The 17,913-nt window shown below is 68.5% G+C and carries 18 protein-coding genes; 8 read left to right on the top strand and 10 right to left on the bottom strand.

Going from position 1 to position 17,913, the window contains the following annotated elements; translation table 11 throughout:
* Positions 1-261 precede the first annotated feature (261 nt).
* Entirely contained in the window at positions 262-1,110 is an 849-nt protein-coding gene (gene amrB, locus ABWO17_RS01255; protein WP_353115257.1) for an AmmeMemoRadiSam system protein B, read from the top strand.
* Positions 1,111-1,538: 428 nt separating this feature from the next.
* Positions 1,539-2,546 carry a GNAT family N-acetyltransferase gene (locus tag ABWO17_RS01250; protein ID WP_353115255.1) on the top strand — a complete coding sequence of 336 codons (1,008 nt, stop codon included), beginning with the start codon at positions 1,539-1,541 and terminating at the stop codon, positions 2,544-2,546.
* Between the two features lie 128 nt (positions 2,547-2,674).
* On the opposite strand, the gene ABWO17_RS01245 is transcribed toward ABWO17_RS01250, so the two are convergent.
* Positions 2,675-2,884 (bottom strand): heavy-metal-associated domain-containing protein, encoded by a 210-nt coding sequence (locus tag ABWO17_RS01245; protein WP_353115253.1) that lies wholly within the window; start codon positions 2,882-2,884, stop codon positions 2,675-2,677.
* Between the two features lie 312 nt (positions 2,885-3,196).
* On the opposite strand from ABWO17_RS01245, the gene ABWO17_RS01240 reads away from it, so the two are divergent.
* The 6 genes from ABWO17_RS01240 to ABWO17_RS01215 all read left to right on the top strand — a co-directional run bounded on the left by ABWO17_RS01240 (position 3,197) and on the right by ABWO17_RS01215 (position 9,546).
* Positions 3,197-3,445 carry a hypothetical protein gene (locus ABWO17_RS01240; RefSeq protein ID WP_353115251.1) on the top strand — a complete coding sequence of 83 codons (249 nt, stop codon included), beginning with the start codon at positions 3,197-3,199 and terminating at the stop codon, positions 3,443-3,445.
* A 74-nt stretch (positions 3,446-3,519) separates the two neighbouring features.
* Positions 3,520-5,022, top strand: coding sequence for a tRNA (N6-isopentenyl adenosine(37)-C2)-methylthiotransferase MiaB (miaB, locus tag ABWO17_RS01235; protein WP_353115249.1), 1,503 nt, complete (start codon positions 3,520-3,522; stop codon positions 5,020-5,022).
* Between the two features lie 124 nt (positions 5,023-5,146).
* Positions 5,147-5,875 (top strand): bifunctional nuclease family protein, encoded by a 729-nt coding sequence (locus tag ABWO17_RS01230; RefSeq protein ID WP_353115247.1) that lies wholly within the window; start codon positions 5,147-5,149, stop codon positions 5,873-5,875.
* Between the two features lie 394 nt (positions 5,876-6,269).
* Positions 6,270-6,929, top strand: a complete 660-nt coding sequence (locus ABWO17_RS01225) for a histidinol phosphate phosphatase domain-containing protein (protein WP_353115245.1) — start codon at positions 6,270-6,272, stop codon at positions 6,927-6,929.
* A gap of 405 nt (positions 6,930-7,334) precedes the next feature.
* Entirely contained in the window at positions 7,335-7,895 is a 561-nt protein-coding gene (locus tag ABWO17_RS01220; protein ID WP_353115243.1) for a hypothetical protein, read from the top strand.
* Positions 7,896-8,061: 166 nt separating this feature from the next.
* Entirely contained in the window at positions 8,062-9,546 is a 1,485-nt protein-coding gene (locus ABWO17_RS01215) for a response regulator (protein ID WP_353115241.1), read from the top strand.
* 150 nt (positions 9,547-9,696) lie between these two features.
* On the opposite strand, the gene yjgA is transcribed toward ABWO17_RS01215, so the two are convergent.
* The 9 genes from yjgA to ABWO17_RS01170 all read right to left on the bottom strand — a co-directional run bounded on the left by yjgA (position 9,697) and on the right by ABWO17_RS01170 (position 17,777).
* Positions 9,697-10,236: a ribosome biogenesis factor YjgA gene (gene yjgA, locus ABWO17_RS01210; RefSeq protein WP_353115239.1), complete on the bottom strand. Its 540-nt coding sequence runs from the start codon at positions 10,234-10,236 to the stop codon at positions 9,697-9,699.
* 89 nt (positions 10,237-10,325) lie between these two features.
* On the bottom strand, positions 10,326-10,829 hold the full coding sequence (locus ABWO17_RS01205; RefSeq protein ID WP_353115238.1) for a hypothetical protein: 504 nt from the start codon (positions 10,827-10,829) through the stop codon (positions 10,326-10,328).
* 64 nt (positions 10,830-10,893) lie between these two features.
* Complete coding sequence (locus tag ABWO17_RS01200; protein ID WP_353115236.1) at positions 10,894-11,754, bottom strand: UbiA-like polyprenyltransferase; 861 nt, start codon at positions 11,752-11,754, stop codon at positions 10,894-10,896.
* Between the two features lie 25 nt (positions 11,755-11,779).
* Complete coding sequence (locus ABWO17_RS01195) at positions 11,780-13,069, bottom strand: HD domain-containing phosphohydrolase (protein WP_353115234.1); 1,290 nt, start codon at positions 13,067-13,069, stop codon at positions 11,780-11,782.
* Between the two features lie 161 nt (positions 13,070-13,230).
* The gene (locus tag ABWO17_RS01190; protein ID WP_353115232.1) at positions 13,231-14,046 is read right to left on the bottom strand and encodes a MogA/MoaB family molybdenum cofactor biosynthesis protein; all 816 of its coding nucleotides are present in this window, start codon (positions 14,044-14,046) and stop codon (positions 13,231-13,233) included.
* Positions 14,047-14,143: 97 nt separating this feature from the next.
* The gene (locus ABWO17_RS01185) at positions 14,144-14,557 is read right to left on the bottom strand and encodes a hypothetical protein (protein WP_353115230.1); all 414 of its coding nucleotides are present in this window, start codon (positions 14,555-14,557) and stop codon (positions 14,144-14,146) included.
* 153 nt (positions 14,558-14,710) lie between these two features.
* A complete protein-coding gene (locus ABWO17_RS01180; RefSeq protein ID WP_353115228.1) occupies positions 14,711-15,484 on the bottom strand; it encodes a LysE family translocator in 774 nt (257 codons plus the stop codon).
* Positions 15,485-16,035: 551 nt separating this feature from the next.
* Positions 16,036-16,767: an amino acid ABC transporter ATP-binding protein gene (locus ABWO17_RS01175; RefSeq protein ID WP_353115226.1), complete on the bottom strand. Its 732-nt coding sequence runs from the start codon at positions 16,765-16,767 to the stop codon at positions 16,036-16,038.
* The gene (locus ABWO17_RS01170; RefSeq protein ID WP_353115224.1) at positions 16,764-17,777 is read right to left on the bottom strand and encodes an amino acid ABC transporter permease; all 1,014 of its coding nucleotides are present in this window, start codon (positions 17,775-17,777) and stop codon (positions 16,764-16,766) included. Before ABWO17_RS01170 ends, ABWO17_RS01175 begins: the two co-directional genes overlap by 4 nt.
* Positions 17,778-17,913 lie beyond the last annotated feature (136 nt).

Below are 17,913 nucleotides of genomic sequence, written 5' to 3'. Positions count from 1 at the left end.
GCGGCCAGGCAGCAGGAGACCGCCACAGATGCCGTGCCCGACGCCGCCCGGCCGCCCGGCCTTGTCCCGCTTCCCCCATCTCCGCTGTTTCCGTTTTCGCGCGCATCTGGCATAGGACGGATACGGCCCCACCGGCGTGGTTCCGCGTTGGTGCGGATTGCCCGAACAGCCCACAGGACATCCCACCGGACAGGCCGCCAGACAGGCCACCGGACAGGCCACCCCTTTCCGTATGTCCGCCCTTTCCCGCAGGAGGCCGCCATGCACGACAGGCATCTGGACACCGGACACGCCATCGACCGCAACCCCGTGGTGGCGGGCATGTTCTACCCGGACGACCCGGACCTGCTGCGCCATACCGTGCGCGAACACCTTGCCGCCGCCCCGCGCGACCCCGCCCCCACCCTGCTGGCCATGGTGCCCCACGCGGGCTACGTGTATTCCGGCGAGGTGGCCGGGCAGACCCTGGGGGCGGCCAACCTGCCCGACACCATCGTGCTGCTGGGTCCCAACCACACCGGGCTTGGGGCGCCGCTGTCCGTCTGGCCGGGCGGCAACTGGCACACCCCCCTCGGTCCGGTGCCCGTGGACGAGGACCTGGCCGACGCCCTGGCCGAATCGGACGCGGGCTTCACCCGCGATACCGCCGCCCACGTGCGCGAACATTCCATAGAGGTTGTCCTGCCCTTCCTGCAGGAATACACGCCCGACCTTGCCATCGTGCCCGTGGCCGTGGCCGAGCCGGACCCGCAGGCCCTGCGCGAGGCCTCGCAGGCCCTGGCGGGGGCACTGCGCCGCATGGAGGCCGCCGGACGGCGGGTGGCCATGGTGGTGTCGTCGGACATGAGCCACTACGTCACCCATGCCGATGCCGCCCGGCTGGACCGCCTGGCCCTGGCCCGCATCGAGGCGCTGGACCCCATGGGCCTGTACGCCACCGTGCGCGACAGGGGCATCTCCATGTGCGGCGTGCTGCCCGCCACCCTGGGGCTGCTGGCCGCACTGGACATGGGCGCCCAGACCGCGCGGGTGGTGGCCTATGCCACCTCGGGCGAGGTCAGCGGCGATATGCAGCGGGTGGTGGGGTATGCGGGGGTTCTGGTGGCCTGACAGGTTTCGGTGCGACATACACCGCATCCCCCTGCGGAAACAGTTTCTTTCAGCCTCCGGCGGGCAAGGGGCTTCGCCCCCTGCACCCCCGCAAAGGAATGCAGCAATCCGGTCTGTCGGGCACGTGAACGAACAGGGACAGCGCATTCAACTGCACGTCGCATAGCCACAGGGCACGCGTAATCAGCTATATTGGCTTTACATGATGGGGGTGCAGGGGGCGAAGCCCCTTGCCCGCGCCGGAGGCGTAAAAAACGTCCTCACCCGCCCCCACCTTGTACCTTCCGGCACGAGCGGCCCCGCATATTGACGGCGGGCGGCAGCGGTGTCATTTTTCGCGCGGCTGCGGGCGACGCTCCCGCGCCCACCGGTGCGCCGCGCGCTGCGCGCGGCCCGGCAGCCTTCCCGCGCCACCCAACGGAGCCCCCGTGACCACGCAATACCGTCTCGAAGAGACCACCCCCGGCGCCCAGTGGGACGCCTTTGTCGAGGCATCCCCCAACGGCACCATCTTCTCGCTGTCCGCATATCTGGCCGCCGTGCGCCAGCCGAGCCGCCTGTACTGGTGCCTGAACGGCAACGAACGCCGCGCCGCCGTGGCCGTCACCGAATCGGCGGACGGCACGTGCGCGGTGCAGCACGACTTCGTCATCCACAACGGCATTCTTTTCGCGCCGCCCGCCAACAAGCAGAACCGCTCCACGGTGTTGTCCGAGCGGTTCGAGATCGCCACGGACGTGGCCGCCGCCCTGTCGCGGCGCTACGCGCGGGTGGAACTGGCCCTGTCGCCGCAGGTTACCGACATCCGGCCCTTCCTGTGGCACAACTACGGCAGGGACGATGCCCCCCAGTACGTGGCGGACGTGCGCTACACCGCCTACGCCAGCCTTGCGGGCTTTGCCGATGCCGCCACGCCGGAAGACGTGCCCCTGTTTCCGGAAATTTCCTATTCGCGCCGCCAGGAAGTGCGCAAGGCGCTGAAAACCGGCGTGCGCACCACCGAAGACGCCACGCCGGACGACCTTTCGGCCTTCTACGCCCTGACCATGGCCCGCCAGTCCATCGACGTGGAGCGCGAACGGCTGGACGAACTGCGCGACCTGGCCGCCGCCGTGTTGGCGGGGGGCTTTGGCCGGTTGTTCGCCACGCGCACCCCGGAAGGGGAACTGGCGGCCATGGCCCTGTTCGGCATGGACAGCAAGCGCGCCTACTACCTGTTCGGCGCGGGCGACCCGCACCTGCGCAACACCCCCTGCGGCACCGCCGTGCTGTGGGACGCCTTCGGCCAACTGGCCCGCGCGGGCGTGACCGAGGTGGACCTGGAAGGGGTGAACAGCCCCCGCAGGGGCTGGTTCAAGCTCAGCTTCGGGGCGGACATCCTGCCCTACTACCAGTTGGTCAAGGACGGCCCCGAACCGGTGATGCCGGAACAATAGCGGCCAGAACGCCGCTGCGCACCCACTGAAAATGCGAAGGGGCGGGGGCCTGTACCCCCGCCCCTTCATGCGAAGCAAATCCGGCACCGCAGAGCGCGCCATACGACGCGCACCACGGAAGGATGCGTCTACGCCTCTTCTTCCTCCAGCGTGTACCCGGCGCTCTCCACGGCCTCGCGCAGCATGCGCGTATCGACGCACACCGCAGGGCCGTAAGTGATCTCGCCGGTGGCCAGATTCACGTTCACTTCCTCGATCCCGGCCCTGGTCTGGATGGAGGTGGTCACGGTGGCGGCGCAATCCGGGCTTTGCAGCCCCTTCACCCTGTACTTTTTCATGGGAAATCCTCCCCGCGTGGGCGGCATGCCGCAGGCGCGGCGCACGATGTGAAGGGAAACGCCGGGGCAGCCACCGGCGCGCGACGACACTTCGTCTTCAATGCCGAGACTATACCGCTTTTATCCTACTGCGCAAGTAGGATTTGACCCCTTGCGCCCCCCCCATGAATGCCTTACCTCAAGGAACCATCCGTGGCGGGCCAGGCGTGGCCGACGGGTTTCCTGGCCTCCCCCGGTCCATCTGATCTTTCCGTTTTCCCCGTTTTCCCAGCCGACGGCATGCCGCCCCCTGCACCACAACCCCCACACCCCATGCTTGAACTGGATTTCACCACTTCCGGCTACGTGTACATGGCGCTCATCTGGGCGGGCGCGGGCATTGGCGCGGCGGTTCTGGCCCGGCGGCAGGGCCGCAACCCGCTGTTGTGGTGTGTGGTCTGCCTGATCGCGCCCATCGCCCTGTTCTACCTGGCGGGCGAGCACAGCGGCCGCGAGGACGCACGCACCAAGGCCCGACGCGAACAGGCCCAGGCATCCGCCAACGGCAAGGGCACCGAATAGCCTGGCGCCGCCGCCACCCCCTTCATTCACCCGTGCCGGGGCATCCCGGCCTTTCACCAGCATACCACCGGACCATGAGCGACCGTACCTTTCATATCCTGACCTTCGGCTGCCAGATGAACGTCAACGATTCCGACTGGCTGGCCAGGGCACTCGTGGCACGCGGCTTTACCGAGGCCCCCCTGGGCAAGGCCCGCGTGAACATCGTCAACACCTGCTCGGTGCGCGACAAGCCGGAGCAGAAGGTCTACAGCGTGCTCGGGCGCATCCGCCAGGCCACCCGCAAACTGCCCGACGCCTTTGCCGTGGTGGGCGGCTGCGTGGCCCAGCAGATCGGCTCCGGGTTCTTCACCCGCTTTCCCCAGGTGCGCCTGGTGTTCGGCGGCGACGGCTCGTCCATGGCCCCCCAGGCCATCGAACGGCTGTGCGCGGAACCGGGCCTGCGCGTCTCGCTGCTGGACTTTTCCGAAGAATACCCCGAACGCGACGCGCAACTGGATGCCGGGCCGGTGGCCCCTTCCGCCTTCGTGAACATCATGCAGGGGTGCGACAACTTCTGCGCCTACTGCATCGTGCCGTACACGCGGGGCCGCCAGAAGTCGCGCGGGGCCGACGCGGTGGTGCGCGAATGCGCGGAACTGGTGCAACGCGGCGCCAGGGAAATCACCCTGCTCGGCCAGAACGTCAATTCCTACGGGCAGGACGCGGAAGCCGCCCGCCAAGCTACCATGGCGACCATGGCGACGGCGGCGGGTGACGGCAAGGCCGTGACCTTCGCCGAGTTGCTGCACCGGGTGGCCGCCCTGCCGGGCCTTGACCGGCTGCGCTTCGTCACGCCGCACCCCAAGGACATCGCGCCGGAGGTCATCGACGCCTTCGGCACGCTGGACAACCTGTGCCCGCGCCTGCACCTGCCCCTGCAATCCGGGTCGGACCGCATCCTGAAGGCCATGGGCCGCAAGTACGACATGGCCCGGTACATGGATATCGTGCACCGGCTCAAGGCTGCCCGCCCGGACATCCAGCTTTCCACCGACATCATCGTGGGCTTTCCCGGCGAGACGGAACAGGACTTCGAGGACACCCTGGCGGCCATGCGGGCCGTGGGCTTTGCCGCCAGCTTCTCGTTCTGCTATTCCGACAGGCCGGGTACCCGCGCCGACATGCTGCCCGGCAAGCTGGACGCCGCCGAAAAGGCCGCCCGCCTGGCCCGCCTGCAGGAATGGCAGAATGATTATACTGAACAATGCTTGCGGAACATGGTAGGGTTGCACACAATGGTGCTGCTGGACGGCATGAGCAGGAAGCCCGGCATGCCCCCCGCCAATGGGGATGAAATCGGGCATGACGGCGCGGCGGGCACCCCCGGCGGCGAAAGCTGGCAAGGACGCGACCCCTACGGGCAACTCGTCAACGTGGTGCTGCCCGTCAGGCCTGCATGCGGGCCTGAACGCGGGCCTGAACGCCGGCCCGAACGCGGGCCCGATGGCGGGCCGGAAGGCTGGCTGGGGCACATCGTGCCGGTCACCATCGTCGAGGCCAAGAAGCACTCGCTGCGCGGAGTCTTGCGGGCATGATCCGCTTTCGGCACCGCATCGCCCGCAAGCCCGTGCAGGCCATACTGACCTGAATGGCCGTACTGGCCGTACAGATGCAGGCACCATGCGAAGACGCCCGCCGGGGCGCACAGGCTGGTATCCCATGATAGAAATGAAGGTCGTGGGGCTGTCGCTGGACGACGCCACCAAGGCGCCGATCCTCGTCCTGCGCCGCGAGGCCGGAGAGGAACTGCTGCCCATCTGGATAGGGGCCATGGAAGCCATGGCCATCTCCATCGCGCTCAACAGCGTGGACGTGCCGCGCCCGCTCACCCACGACCTGCTGCTGAACACCCTGCGCTCGCTGGGGGCGCAACTGGTGGCCGTGGACGTGGTGGACCTGCGCGACGGCACCTACTTCGCCGAACTGGACGTTCTGCTGAACGGCTCGCGCACCCGCGTGGACTGTCGCCCCTCCGACGCCATCGCCCTGGCCCTGCGGGCCGACGTGCCCATCTTCGTCAGCGAGGACGTGCTGCGCCGCGCCGCCGAAGACCGCCTGCGCCCCAATCTGGACGAGAACGCCGTCCGCCGTCCCACCGACGCCGCGTCGGCCATGGCCCGCGAGGAAACCGCCCGGCGCGGCGTGCGCCGCAAGGCGGGCCAGCCACCATGGGCCGACGGCGAGGCGGGCAGCCCCATCAGCATGGAGCAGATAGCCCGCGTCCGCGAGGCCGTGGGGGATCCGAACGCCGCGCATCCAAAGGCTGACCAGGCCCCGAACCAGTCAGCAGACCCGTCAGCAGACCACCCGCGCGACCCCCACGATCTGGAAGAACAACTGGCGGAACTGCTGCGCTCGCTGGACCCGGAAACCAAGTACCGCATGTAGCGTGACGGCAGGCCGACGCCACCGGGCCGTCGTTGCCATGCGGTGTCCCGCCGGGGCGCGGCTTTCACGCGCCGACAGGTCGCCAGCGCCCGCCGGTCACGTTTGCCCCCGGTCACGTTTGCCCCCGGTCACGTTTGCCGTCATACGCTTCCGCCCCCCTGCCTTCCCGTGTCCCCCTTCCTCTCCTTTCGCCGCCGGGCACCTGGCCCATGCACCGGGCGCGGGGTTGCGCCGGTTCCGCCCGTGGTGTAGCGGTGGCCCACCATTCCCTCACGCGCGCGACCGTCCCGCACACCCCGCACGGGCAACCCGCATTCGCAGCCTGAACACCGCAGGCACGCGGCGGATGCCCGCTCGCCGGCACCTGCGCGCGCCTACGCCCGGAGCCACCCCGATGATCGACCTGCACGTGCATACCTGCTTCAGCGACTCTTCCATGACACCCGCCACCGCCGTGCGCTTCGCCCGTCTTGCGGGCTATCGCGCCGTGGCCCTCACCGACCACGCCGACGGCTCGAACATGGACCTCATCCTCCGCCAGGTGCTGCCCATGGCCCGCCAGTACGGGCTGTACGCGGGCATAGAGGTCTTTGCCGGGGTGGAACTGACCCACGTGCCCCCGGCCCTCATCCCCGACGCCATCAGGGAAGCGCGGGCCCTAGGCGCGCAACTGGTGGTGGTGCACGGGCAGTCGCTGGCCGACGTGGTGGAGACGGGCACCAACCTTGCCGCCATCGAGGGCGGCGCGGACGTGCTGGCCCACCCCGGCCTGCTCACCGCAGAGGACGCCGCCTACGCCGCCGAGCGCGGCGTGCTGCTGGAAATCACCACCCGCCCCGCGCACGCGCTGTCCAACGGCCACGTGGCCATCACCGCGCGCGCGGCGGGCGCCCGGCTGGTCATCAACAACGACGCCCACCGCAAGGAAGACTTCGTGTCCGCCGAAAAGCGCCGCGCCGTGGCCCTGGGCGCGGGCCTTTCACCTGCCGAGATCGAGGCCGCCGAACAGACCCAGCGGCAGTTGGTGGAGCGGTTGGTGCGCACCGCCCGCTAGGGGGTGCCTCCAAATTGTCTTTTTGTCCGTTGGCTAACCGACCCGAAGGGCGCACAGCGTGCCCGTTAAGCGAGCTTGCGAGCTTTACGGGCATCGAGCGCAACGCGGTCAAACTTCACCTGCCATGGCTCTGCTGTCCCTATCCGTAAGGTTCGCTTTGCTCGCCTAACGGCTAAGGCTCAGTCGGATACAGCAAGAGTATGCTCCCTCATGGCAGGCTCGTTTTCCTTGCCAACGAACAAAAATCCTAATTTGGAGAAAGCCCCTGGGCTGTTCCACTTCACGCTTCCCCCCCTTACGGATACTGCATCGCACCCCGGCCTAAAGTTCCGCCCCGAACTGCCGATGGGAACCATGTACCGCGGCTGTCCGGCCACCGGTTCCCCATCCCGCAGAGGTGCGGCCATGCTCGACTATTACAGATTCAAGGAAATTCACGACCTGTTCATGAAAGGCAAGACCGAGGAAGCGCGGCACGTACTGATGGAAATGCAGTCGCGTTACGTTTCCCTGTGCGACGAAAACACCATGCTGAAAATGCAGGTGCAGGAATTCGAGGACATCCTCTACCTGTCGCGCAATCTTGTCTTTGACGGGTTCTGCTATTGGCTCATCACCGGCAACATCAAGCAGGGGCCGTTCTGCCAGAGCTGCTACAACCGTGATGGCGTTCTGGTGCGGCTTGTCGCCCATGAGGGCACATGGCAGTGCGCCACCTGCGGCACCGTGCACGACCGCGATCCGCGCTACGGCATGCCCGCGCCCGGCTTCGGGCTGGGCGCTGCGCTGGCCACGGCCCATGATGCCGAGCGTACCGCCCTTGCCGGGCTTGCCGACCTTGCCAGCAGGGCAGGCCGGGCCGCCAGCCATGGCGCGGGCGACGACCTGGCTGCCGATCCCCCGCCGCCCGGCGTGCAATCCGTGCGTCCCGTCCGTGTCGGCAAGCTGCTGCCCTTCGTGAAATAGCCCCATCCACGCATGCCATTCATCAACGGCCCGCCCCCGCGAGGGGGGTGGGCCGTTGTCATTCCGGATGCCGAAAATGCCCGCATGTACCGGCCACGCTAAAGTTTCCCCCGCTGCCGCCGATGAAACCGGTACACGGGGCGATCCCCCGGAAGGAAGGCCACACATGCAGTCCGCAGCCAGACACGCCACCCCGGCCCATCGCGCGCCCGACCGCCTTGCCGCCACGGCGGCCCAGGCGCTACAGGCCTTGGACTCGTCCGCGCGGGCCAAGGCACCCCGTCAGCCCCGCCCGCCCCGTCCCTTAGACGGCGTTACCGCCACCGGCCTCGCGGCCCTTGGCGTGCCCCCCACCATGCGCATGGCCGGACGCGGCGCGGCCAGCCTTTCCGACCTGGTGGATGCGGTGCGCGCGGAAACGTCGTGGGGCACCGTGCCGCGCACGGACGCCAGCCCGGCGCACGGGTTCGTCAGCGCGCTCATCCTGGCCCCGCGCGAGGAACTGAGCGCCGTGGACCGCCGCGCACTGCGCCAGACGGGCATCCGCAACGTGGCGGTGCTGACATCCGGCGCAGCCGCCGCACGCATGCTGGCCCGGCAGCGCCGCGCCCGCCCCGGAGAGCACGACACGGCCCCTTCCCCTGGCAATGCGACCCCTCCGTTTGACGTGGTGCTCTGCCACGAGCAACTGGCGGACATGACCGCCCTCGACCTGCTGCAACTGCTGCGTTCGTACCCGCGCCTGCTCGACCTGCCGGTGCTGGTGGTGTCCAGCGCGGCCACGCGCGAGGCGGTGCTGTCCTCCATCGGCGCGGGATGCAGCGGCTTTCTGGGCCGCCCGTACACCGTGGATACGCTGGACGGGCAACTGCTGCGCGCCCGGCGCGCGCTGGAAACGCGCACGGCACGCACCGTGGCCGAGGGCGTGCGGATGCTGTCGGACGAGGAATTCGACCAGGCCCTGGAGCGGTTCGCCAACGCGGCGACCGAAGCCGCCGACGAAGCCGAGGCCCATTTCCTGGAAGGCACGGCCCACCTGCTGCGCGAGCAATGGGACGCGGCCATCACCGCCTTCAACCGTACCTTGCGCTACAACGCCCTGCACGCCGATGCCTGCCTGGGGCTGGCCGATGCCTGGCGGGGCAAGGGTGACCTGGACAAGAGCCGCGAATTCCGCAGCCGCGCGGGCGAAATATACGCGCGCGCCCGGCAATGGCGGCGCGCCCAGAATATCTTCGCCGAACTGCTGGCCGAATCGCCCCCGGACACGCCCAATCCCCTGCTGGCGGAAGCCGCGCGCCTGCTGCGCGACGGGCGCATCGACGATGCGGCGGCCGCGCTGCTGGCTGGACGTGAACTGACCCCCGGTGCCCCCCTGCACGAACACGTGGCCCGCGCCTGCCAGTTCACCAGCGCGCCGGAACGCACCGCCGCCGCCGTGTGCCGCGCCCTTTCCAGCGCGGACCCGGAACTGGGCACCCAGTTGCACCGCCGCATGCTGGGCCGCTTCGGCACGGCGCTGCGCGTCGACGCGGACGGCCACGAGGAACCCGCCGGGCTGCTGGACCGCCTGCTGGGCGGCACGGTGCTGCACGACGTGGTCACCGTGGCCCGGCATACCCTGAGGGTGTTGCGCCAGTCGGGTATCTAGGTATCTGGGAACCGGGCAACCGGACAACCGCGCAGCCGGACAGCCGATGCCCGCAGGGTGCACCGCCGCCTTCTCCCGACCAACGACAAGACGCGCCGGATGCGAAAGCACCCGGCGCGTCTTCTTTGCAAAGCGGCAGGAACGGAGCGGCTATTCCTCGGCCACCTCGCGCAGCAGCCGGAACAGGGCGCGCCCGGCACGGGGGGGCTTGCCGGCCGCGCGTTCGGCCAGCGCGTCGCGCACCAGCAGGCGCAGGTGGCGCGGGTCCACGTCGGCCCACTGTTCCAGATAGGGTTGCAGGCGGTCTGGCCCGGCGGCCAGCAGTTCCTCGCGCAGTTCCTCGATGCGGTGGAAATCGTCATCCTCGGCCTGCTTCACGGCGCGCACCTCGCCCATCTGCGCGGACACGGCCTCCCAGCCCCCTTCCCGGATGACCCGGCCAATGTACTGCAACTGGCGCCGCCTGGCCTCGTGCGTGGACATGGCGTGCCATTCCAGCACCGCCCGTTCGAGCTCATCCGGCAGGCCCAGCGAGCGAACCCTGGAGGCGGGCAGCCGGACCAATTCCTGGCCCAGGGTCTGCATGGCGTTGCTTTCGCGCTTCTTCTGCGAGCGGCTCACGTCGCGTATGTCGTTGTCTGTCGCCACCCCGGACGGGGGCAGGGAGTCGGGTATCCTGCGTCGCGCCATGCGCGTTCTCCTTGTTGTCCTTGCGTGAATGATGCCGGTTCCCGATGTGCCGGGAACGGGCGAAGGGGGTGGCCAGGCAGGTGCCGGGGCTACCGGCGGCGCGGGCCGCCCATCAGGTCGGAAATATGCATCACGGGCAGGCCATGGGCACCGGCGGGCGCATCGGCACTGTGGCCGCCACCTTGCCTGGCGGTGTCGGGCTTGCCCCCCGGTGCCGCCCCGTCACGTGCCTGCGCGTCGGGTTCCTGGTCGGCAGGCTCATGGTCGTCGGGCGCGCGTTCTTCGGGCCGCACGGGCCGCCAGTGCTGCGCGCCCATCTCCACGAACAGTTCCACGCCCCGTTCGGGCACCCCCACCAGCAACACCAGGGTGCCGGTGGGTTCCAGCCGGTAGGCGTAATCGAACAGCCGCCGGGCCACCAGCGCCACGGGCACGCCCGCATCGGCGGCCACCTGCGCGGCGGCTTCGCGCAGCCGCGCCGCCGCCTCGCCATCCATGCCGATGCCGTCGAACGGCACGGGAACGGCCACCTGCCAGCCGTACATGGCCTGCACCCTGCGGCGGTTGTATTCCTGCGCCATGCTCAGCCGCATGGAGGACCTCCCGGCGGTGAAAACCGAAGAGCGCCAGGGCCGGAGGGCACCCGTGGCGTCCGTTCTAGCCGAAGTAGAGTCCCAGCAACGCCCCCCCCAGCACCATGAAGGCGATGACGCCGTTCAGGGTGAAGAAGGCCATGTTCACCCGCGACATGTCGTCGGGGCTGATGATGCGGTGCTCCCACGTCAGCACCCCGGCAATGACCGCCCACACCGCGTACCACGGCCAGCCCAGCGAGGCGGACCAGCCCGCCAGCAGCAGGAAGATGGCCGCGTTGGCATGGCAGAAGGCGGAAACCACCAGCGCGGTGGGCAGGCCGAAGTGGGCGGGCACGGCGTGCAGCCCCATGGACCGGTCGAAGTCCATGTCCTGGCACGAATACAGGATGTCGAACCCGGCCACCCAGAACAATACCCCCCAGAACAGCAGCACGGCGGGTACGGTGAACTGCGGATCCACGGCGATCCACCCGGCCACCGGGGCCAGCCCCAGCACCCCGCCCAGAAAGAAATGGCACAGCCAGGTGAAGCGCTTCAGCAGGCTGTACGAGGCGGCAACCAGCAACGCCACGGGGGCAAGGTACAGGCACAGCCGGTTCATCCCGGCGCAGGCGACCACGAACAGCACAGCCATGAACACGGTGAACGCCCCGGTCCAGGCCACGGAAATTTCGCCCGTGACCAGCGGGCGGCCCGCCGTGCGCGGGTTCAGCCGGTCGTACTTCAGGTCCACCAGGCGGTTGAAGGCCATGGCAAACGAACGCACGGCCACCATGGCCACGGTAAGCACCAGCAGGGGCACCAGGCCCGGCCAGCCCCCGGCAGCCAGAAAGGCACCGGCATAGGCAAAGGGCAGCGCGAACACCGAGTGTTCGATCTTGATCATGCGGCAGATGGCCGCAATGCGCGAAAAGGGATTCATGTAAGGGTCCGCCCGGTTATGTGGTCTACGCCGCCGTTTCCCGGCACGTTGCGTTGTCGGGTTCATGCTCCAGCGCCGCACGGACAAGGTCGAATTCGTCGCGGGCCAGCCCCTGCGCCTGTCGGCGCACAGCATCCATTTCTTCGTACCGCGAGAGCAGCAGGTCCACAAGCTCGGCGTCCAGCTTGCCGTCGCGGGCCTGGTCGCGCAGCACGGCGCGGGCCGCGTCGGGCGGCATGCCGCCCCGGTAGGGGCGATCCTCGGCGATGGCGGTGAACACGTCGGCCACGGCCACGATGCGCGCGGGCAGGGGCAGGTCGTCGCCCGCAAGCCCGTACGGGTAGCCGCTGCCGTCCATGCGTTCGTGGTGCAGCGCGCCCCAGGTGGCCACCTTGGTGAAGCCGGGGACAGAGGCCAGAATGTCCATGCTGTGCTCCGCATGGCGGCGCATCAGATGCATTTCCTCATCGTCCAGGCGCCCCGGCTTTTCCAGGATGTCCAGCGGAACGCCCAGCTTGCCGATGTCATGCAGCAAGCCCGCCACGTACAGGGCCTTGCACTGCGGGCCGTCAAACCCGGCCCAGCGGGCCAACAGGCGGGCCGTTTCCGCCACGCCGCTGGAGTGGGTGGCGGTGAAGGGACTGCGCGAGTCGATGACCAGCGAGAACAGCGTGGAAAACGAGATTATGCCATCGGCATCCAGAACCTCTTCTTCCAGCCTGCCGCCCGCACCGGTGTGCAGATGGCATTCCGGCGCGCGCAGCCCGGCGGCAAAGGCCGGGTCGGTCGTCAGGTCGTACAGGGCATCCAGCGCATCAGGCCGGAACAGGATGGAACGCCCCCGCTCCAGCCGTTCCATGGCGCGCGGAAACTGGCGGGCGGGGTCTTCGCCACGCCGCAGTTGCACATCCATCCTGTCGGCCATGTGGATGATGTGCGCGGCTGCGGGAACGCCGTCGTCCCCCTTGCCGTGGCACCACGGCGCATGGTGATGGCGCACCAGGCGCGCGGCCTCGGCCAGTCGCGGGCAGGTGCCCAGCATCACGGCCCCGGCGCGGGAGTGCGAATCCATGTCCTGCTCGAAAAGCAGCCCTTCCAGCGCCGCCTTCAGCGGCACGGCACCCGCGTCGTGCATCAGCGAGGCCAGCAGCAGTTCGCACCTGTCCCTGTCGGGCAGGCCAAGGCGCTCGGCAAGCCGCGCGGCGATGAACCCCACGTGCACGTGATGCGCGGCCACGGCCGGGCTCACCAGGTCGAGCGCACGGGAAAAGGCCACGGTCAGGTCGATGAGCCTGACTTGCAAAGGCTGCTGCATGCGTGTGTCTCTGACGGGACGGGCGGCCATCGCACTTTCCCCCGAAATGCGCGATGGCCGTTTCCTTCGCTCCGGCAACTACGGTGCCGGTTGATTGTTGGATATGATCGCCGTGATGCATGCCCCCGGCATGCGATACCCTGTATCGACAGGGGTTTGATCTACCCGCCGCACTCGGCAGGATCACCCTGCAACTTGTCCAGCGCATGGGCCAGCGCGGGCAGCACGGCGGCAAGGTTTTCGGCCACGGCCTTGCGGCTGCCGGGCAGGTTGACGATGACCGCCCCGCCCAGGGTGCCCGCCACCGCGCGCGAAATGACCGCGTTGGGCGTCTTGGCCAGGCTTGCGGCCATCATGGCCTGCTCGAAGCCGGGCAGGCGCCGTTCGATGACGGCCAGGGTGGCCTCCGGCGTCACGTCGCGCGGGCCGATGCCGGTACCCCCGGTGGTCAGGATGAGGTCGTAGCCCTGGGTCAGGGCCAGGTCCACCAGCAGGGCGCGCAGCCGCTGGCCGTCGTCGGGCAGCAGGTAGCCGCGTTCGATGCACAGGGGCATGGCCCCGCGCACCATCTCGGCGATGGTGGGGCCGCTGGCGTCCTGGCGCAGGCCCGCCGCGCCCTTGTCGGAAAGAGTCACCCAGGCCAGGGCGCGCCCCTGACGCCGCGCCAGCAGGTGCAGCACCCGGCCACCCGGCTCGTCGCGCAGGGCTTCCACGAACACGCAGGCCCCGGCATGCGCCGAACCGGAACGGGGCAGCAAGGTGCGCCCCACCACCCGGAACAACGGGTCGCCCATGGGGTCCAGCAGGGCGTCATGCAGGGTGGCACCCACGGCCAGCCCCAGCACCACGTCTGCCTGCACGGCGGAGAGGGCGGGCAACGCGCCCGGCAGCCCCACGGGGCCAGCGGCCAGCGCGATGATGCCCCCCTTGGGCACGGGCATGGTGGCAACGTCAAGCATCACGCGGTCGTCGCCCATGGCGGCCTCCCTGCATGCGATATGCGTCGTGGACATGATTCGGATTCCCCCCCGAAGCGGCACGAACGAACGCTTGCGCGATCGGGGCCTGTTGGCGCTACCGAGCGTCGGGGCGGCAAAGATGCTCGCCCATGGCGTCATAGAAGGCCTGCGCGGCATCCTTGCAGCCCTTGCGGGTGTGGATGTTCACCCAGGTGTCTTCACAGTAGAGGTCCATGGCGCGCAGTTGTTCGTCCACATTCAGGGCTTCCACGCCCTTCACGCAGGCTTCCTCTGACAGGTAGTGGCTGCCGCGCAGCGGAAAGCGCACCTGGGCTGCCTCGCATCCGCGCATGCAGCCGTTGCGCGTGAGCACGCCGTACTCGTCGTCCTGCTGGCAACGCGCCTGGCAGGCCCCCGTCAACGGTTCAGTGGCCACATGCGACAGGCCGCCGCGCCCGCCGCATCCGGCAAGGGACAGGACCAGCATGAGGGCGGCCGGAACAAGAACCGGCATGGCAATTCGCCGCATGAAAACCTCCGTTGAAGCTGCCGCACGGCGTGCCGTGCGTGGTCATGCACAGGTGAGGCGGGTGAAGCCAATCAGGCCCAAAGGAACCAGACCATGCGGCCGGTCAACCAGAGGTCGCCCCGATCATCCGCAGTCATCCTCGATCATCAGAGGTCATCCTCGATCAAGGGCAAGGCGCAGGCCGAAGCCCACCATCAGCCCGCCCACGCCGCCTTCCAGGGCCCGCTGCACGCCGGGGCGCAGCAGCGTGGCGCGCGCCCGGTGCACCGAAACGGACAGGAACGAAAACCACAGCACGGCCACCACGGCCTGCATGCCGCCGAACAGACAGGCCCGGACAAAGGCGCCGCCCAGCACGACCGCCCCGGAGGCGCCATCGGCCCCCGCCATGCCCCCTGCGGCCACCACGTTGGGCAGCACGGCCAGATAGAACACGGCCACCTTGGGGTTCAGCACGTTGCTCAGAAAGCCTTCCGCCCACGCCCGGCGCATCATGCCGCGCGATGCCGTGCGGTACGCGCGCCAATGGGCCGGGCCGGAAGTCGCGGTGCCTGCCGGTTTGCCTGCACCCGATGCCATCGGCGCGGTCAACGTATCGGGGGCATCGGGTGCATCGGATGCATCGGGCGCATCAGGACCGCCCTTCCACGCGCCATGCAGGGCGCGCACGCCCAGCCACACCAGATACGCGGCCCCCACCAGACGCACCACATGGAACGCCCCGGCGGAATGCACCAGCACGGCGGACACGCCAAGGCCGGAACACACCACATGCACCAGCAGCCCCGACACGCAGCCGAACGTGGTGGCCACGCCACCCCACGCGCCCGCGCGCAACGCATTGCGCACCACCAGCATGGTGTCCGGGCCGGGGGTTACCACCAGCAGCGCTGCCAGCCCCAGAAAGGCCAGAAATTCATGATTCACGGCAACCCCTCGCACCCCAAACGCCAAAAACGTCACCAGGCGCGCCACCAGACGATCTGCGGATGGGCGCGACTCTACCCGTTACGCCGCACGGGGGCAACAGGGGGCACTGCCCACCCCCAGAGAGGGGCGCGTCGTGAAGACAGCCGGGGCATCCATTGCATGGAATGCCCCGGTAGTTGTCTGTGCGACGTGTGGTGCCCTTGCCTTTCAGAGGCCAAGCCGGGGCGCGTCAGGCTGTGCCAGGCCGCAGGATTTTCGTTCTCCGGCAAGGAAGATGCGCCTTTTGCGAAGGGAGCGCGCCGCAGCCGTTACGCGAGCGCTCCGCGCGAGTGTTACGGGTGGTGACCGCGGCTCACTCTTCTCGTTCGTGACCGGAGCAAAGGCGAAATCTGACGCGTTGTCCTTGATGGCCGTCTCGTTGCTGTCCCCATCCATACGGCTCGCTGACTCGCCTACGGCTGGGGCAAGCTCGCAAGCTCACCTGACGGCCACGCTTCGCGCCCTCCGGGTCGGAAGCCGGAGGGTGAAAGGACGCGGCCTGACCGAACCTACAATATCTGGCTCAGGAACAACTTGGTCCGGTCATGCTCGGGCGCGGTGAAGAACTTGTCCGGCGACCCCACTTCCAGAATGCTGCCCTGGTCCATGAACACCACGCGGTCCGCCACTTCGCGGGCAAAGCCCATCTCGTGCGTCACCACCACCATGGTCATGCCCTCGCGGGCCAGGTTCTTCATGACGTCCAGCACCTCGCCCACCATTTCCGGGTCCAGGGCGCTGGTGGGCTCGTCGAACAGCATGGCTTTCGGGTCCATGGCCAGCGCGCGGGCAATGGCCACCCGCTGCTGCTGCCCGCCGGAAAGCTGGTCGGGGTACACGTTGTGCTTTTCGGCAATGCCCACCTTGCGCAAGAGTTCCATGCCCTTCTTCTCGGCCTCGGCCTTGCCGCGCTTGCGCACGGTGGTCTGGGCCAGGGTCAGGTTCTCCAGCACGCTCAGGTGCGGAAACAGGTTGAACGACTGGAACACCATGCCGACCTCGGCCCGCACCTCGTTGATCTCGCAATCGGGGTCCAGTATGTCGCGCCCTTCGATGAGAATGGAGCCTTCGTCGGCGTATTCCAACCGGTTCAGGCAGCGCAAAAACGTGCTCTTGCCCGAACCGGAAGGGCCGATGATGACCACCACCTCGGCGGGGGCGACGGTAAGCGAAACGCCGCGCAGGGCGTGCAGCTTGTCGGGGGTGTAGAAGAACTTGTGGACGTTGGTGGCATTGATCATCGGATGGCCCTGCGTTCAAGGTACTGTACGAACAGCGAAAGGGTGAAGGTAAGCACAAGGTACAGCACCGCACAGACGATCCACAGCTCGAACGGCTGGAGCGAGGTGGTGACCACCTCGCGCGTGGCCTTGGTCAGTTCGCGGATGGCGATGACCCCGAGCAGCGACGAATCCTTGATCAGGCTGATGAACTGTCCGGCCAGCGGCGGCATGATGCGCCGGAAGGCCTGGGGCAGGATGACCTTGCGCATGGCCTGGGCGTAGCTCATGCCCAGCGAGCGCGCGGCCTCCATCTGCCCCCGGTGCACCGACTGGATGCCCGCGCGCACGATTTCTGCCACGTACGCCCCGGTGAACAGGGCCAGCGCCATGACGCCGTACCACAAGGGCGATATGCCCCCAAGGCCCACGTGCTCCAGCAGCGCGTTGATGAGCGTGCCCACCACGAAATACCACAGGAATATCTGCACCAGCAGCGGCGAGCCGCGAATGATCTCGATGTAGGCGATGGCCCCCCAGCGCAGCATGGGGTTGATGGAGATGCGGCACAGCCCCGTGACCACCCCGATGACGATGCCGCCGATGATGGCCAGCACGCTGACTTCAAGGGTTACCCACAGCCCTTCCAGCAGGATGCCGGGCCTGTTCAGCTGATAGCGGCCCAGCACGTCGCCCCGGTAGGCGAAATCGCCCGAGGAAACCAGCACCTTGCCCTCGCCGGGCAGCAGGTGGGGGTGCTCCTCGCCCTTCGAGTCGCGCACCACCACGCGGTGTTCGGTGCCCTGGCGGTCGATGATGGTCACATCGCCCTCGGCCTCGGAACGCACGTCCGAAGCCTCGTTCACCCAGAAGTACTGCGGCACCCGGTTCCAGCGCCAGATGTATTCCACCGACGAGGAGGCGACCCAGAAGAACGCCACCAGCGCCAGCATGGCCGCCACGAACATGGCTTTCCAGAACAGGAAGAAGCTCCTGCCCTTGGGCTTGTCCAGCCCTCTGTACTGCGTCATCGTGATTCCTTTTGCGGCGCGGCCGCGCACACCGCAGGGGTGCGAAACCCAGCGGGCGGCGAAAGCGCCGGGGAGATGGCCGCGCCAGGGCGCGGCGAAAGCCGCATGGCTTCGCGCGGGGGCGGTTCGCTGCCCT

Origin of the sequence: Nitratidesulfovibrio sp., assembly GCF_040373385.1 — a bacterium.
In the GTDB taxonomy this organism is placed as follows: Bacteria; Desulfobacterota; Desulfovibrionia; order Desulfovibrionales; family Desulfovibrionaceae; genus Cupidesulfovibrio.
This window is presented reverse-complemented; position numbering and strand designations above follow the sequence as displayed.

Excerpts from the sequence above, each read along its gene's own strand:
- amrB (WP_353115257.1), top strand. The coding sequence starts at position 262 with ATGCACGACAGGCATCTGGACACCGGACACGCCATCGACCGCAACCCC.
- ABWO17_RS01245 (WP_353115253.1), bottom strand. The coding sequence starts at position 2,884 with ATGAAAAAGTACAGGGTGAAGGGGCTGCAAAGCCCGGATTGCGCCGCC.
- ABWO17_RS01240 (WP_353115251.1), top strand. The coding sequence starts at position 3,197 with ATGCTTGAACTGGATTTCACCACTTCCGGCTACGTGTACATGGCGCTC.
- miaB (WP_353115249.1), top strand. The coding sequence starts at position 3,520 with ATGAGCGACCGTACCTTTCATATCCTGACCTTCGGCTGCCAGATGAAC.
- ABWO17_RS01230 (WP_353115247.1), top strand. The coding sequence starts at position 5,147 with ATGATAGAAATGAAGGTCGTGGGGCTGTCGCTGGACGACGCCACCAAG.
- ABWO17_RS01225 (WP_353115245.1), top strand. The coding sequence starts at position 6,270 with ATGATCGACCTGCACGTGCATACCTGCTTCAGCGACTCTTCCATGACA.
- ABWO17_RS01220 (WP_353115243.1), top strand. The coding sequence starts at position 7,335 with ATGCTCGACTATTACAGATTCAAGGAAATTCACGACCTGTTCATGAAA.
- ABWO17_RS01215 (WP_353115241.1), top strand. The coding sequence starts at position 8,062 with ATGCAGTCCGCAGCCAGACACGCCACCCCGGCCCATCGCGCGCCCGAC.
- yjgA (WP_353115239.1), bottom strand. The coding sequence starts at position 10,236 with ATGGCGCGACGCAGGATACCCGACTCCCTGCCCCCGTCCGGGGTGGCG.
- ABWO17_RS01205 (WP_353115238.1), bottom strand. The coding sequence starts at position 10,829 with ATGCGGCTGAGCATGGCGCAGGAATACAACCGCCGCAGGGTGCAGGCC.
- ABWO17_RS01200 (WP_353115236.1), bottom strand. The coding sequence starts at position 11,754 with ATGAATCCCTTTTCGCGCATTGCGGCCATCTGCCGCATGATCAAGATC.
- ABWO17_RS01195 (WP_353115234.1), bottom strand. The coding sequence starts at position 13,069 with ATGCAGCAGCCTTTGCAAGTCAGGCTCATCGACCTGACCGTGGCCTTT.
- ABWO17_RS01190 (WP_353115232.1), bottom strand. The coding sequence starts at position 14,046 with ATGGGCGACGACCGCGTGATGCTTGACGTTGCCACCATGCCCGTGCCC.
- ABWO17_RS01185 (WP_353115230.1), bottom strand. The coding sequence starts at position 14,557 with ATGCGGCGAATTGCCATGCCGGTTCTTGTTCCGGCCGCCCTCATGCTG.
- ABWO17_RS01175 (WP_353115226.1), bottom strand. The coding sequence starts at position 16,767 with ATGATCAATGCCACCAACGTCCACAAGTTCTTCTACACCCCCGACAAG.
- ABWO17_RS01170 (WP_353115224.1), bottom strand. The coding sequence starts at position 17,777 with ATGACGCAGTACAGAGGGCTGGACAAGCCCAAGGGCAGGAGCTTCTTC.